The sequence below is a fragment of the Phyllobacterium sp. P5_D12 genome (assembly GCF_054049495.1).
The window spans coordinates 1-1,492 of the sequence record NZ_JBFUMG010000820.1 but is presented as its reverse complement, the minus strand read 5'-3'; the positions used below and the strand labels follow the sequence as shown (position 1 = coordinate 1,492).

Annotated in this window: 2 protein-coding genes; both read left to right on the top strand. The window is 59.0% G+C overall.

Going from position 1 to position 1,492, the window contains the following annotated elements; genetic code table 11:
• The coding region (locus tag ACXJ5O_RS26745) for an ABC transporter substrate-binding protein (protein ID WP_457302551.1) at positions 1-920 on the top strand (920 nt) is incomplete at its 5' end.
• 104 nt (positions 921-1,024) lie between these two features.
• Positions 1,025-1,492: ABC transporter ATP-binding protein (locus tag ACXJ5O_RS26740; RefSeq protein WP_457302552.1), on the top strand; the 468-nt coding region annotated here is incomplete at its 3' end.

Here is a 1,492-nt window from a genome sequence, read left to right as displayed (position 1 = left end):
GGCTTGGGCTTGGAGCCGCCTCGGCCGAAACCAAAATCGGCATCGCACAATTCGGCAAGCACCCGCAGCTGGATGAAACGGTCACCGCATTCAAGGCAGAACTGACCAAGCTTGGTGTAACTGATGCCGTCTATGACGAATTGCAGGTGAATTTCGATGCGACGCTTATCCMGCAAATGGTGACGAAGCTCGTTTCCAGCAATCCGAAGCTTATCCTCGCCATTACCACGCCGGTTGCGCAGGGCGCACGGCAGATCGTCGGTAATTCCGGCACGCCTGTGGTTTTCGCCGCCGTCACCGATCCCGTTGCGGCCAAGCTCACACCCTCGTGGGAAGCGGGCGATACCGGTATGACCGGCGCTTCCGATCTGCAGGACGTCAGCTCGGTGGTCAAGTTCATCAAGAAGCTGCTACCGGACGCCAAGCGCCTCGCCTATCTCTACAATCCCGGCGAAGACAATGACGTTGCCGTGCTGAAGCTGATCACGGAAGCTGCCAAAGCCGAAGGCCTGGAACTGGTTGAAGTCGGTCTCGACAACACCAATGACATTCCGATCCGGGTCAGCTCGCTCGCCGGCAAGGCCKATGTGATCTATGTTCCGGGCTCCAATCTGGTCCAGCCTGCGGTTCCGGCTGTTGCCGCCGCCGCGCTGAGCATCAATATCCCTATCGTCAATGCCTCGGCACAGGCGGTACGCGACGGCCTCGTTGCAGCGGCTTTCGAAGTCTCGTACACGAAGGTCGGCCAGAATGCGGCCAAGCTCGCATCGGAGATTATCGCGGGCAAGTCACCTGCAAGCCTTGCACCGATCAAACCGACCTATGAGGACCACACGGCGCTGATCAACGAGGCTGTTCTGGCAAAAACGGGCCAAAAGGTACCCGATAGCCTCAAAGATTGTGAGTGCTTCGTGAAATAAGCCTTCTCCTTTAGCCTGCAAACATATAGTTCCTGCGCAGCCAGCGCGGGAACTATTAAACGCAGGCTGTGCACTGGTTTGAGGGCTTACACATGACAACCGACATGCTGTCCGTGAAGGGCGGCACCAAGATTTTCTATCGCGGCACCCTTGACGAGCGCCGGGCGCTCGATGGCCTCGATGTCGCGCTGAAGCCCGGAGACTTTTGCATCGTCATTGGCAGCAATGGCGCCGGCAAGTCGAGTTTTCTCAATGCTGTCTCCGGCAAGCTGCCGCTGGATTCCGGCCGGGTCACGATTGACGGGCGGGATGTCACCCGGCTGAACGCCCACCGCCGTGCCCAATTCATTGCCCGCGTGTTTCAGGATCCGATGATCGGCACCGCACCGACCATGACCATTGGCGAAAACATGCTGCTGGCGGAATTGCGCGGCAAGCCTCGCGGCTTTTCCTATGGGCTCACCGCCGCCCGCCGGGCCAAATACAGCGAACAACTGGCCGAACTCAATCTCGGGCTGGAAAAGCGTCTCGACATGYAGGTTGGCCTTCTCTCCGGTGGCCAACGCCAATCC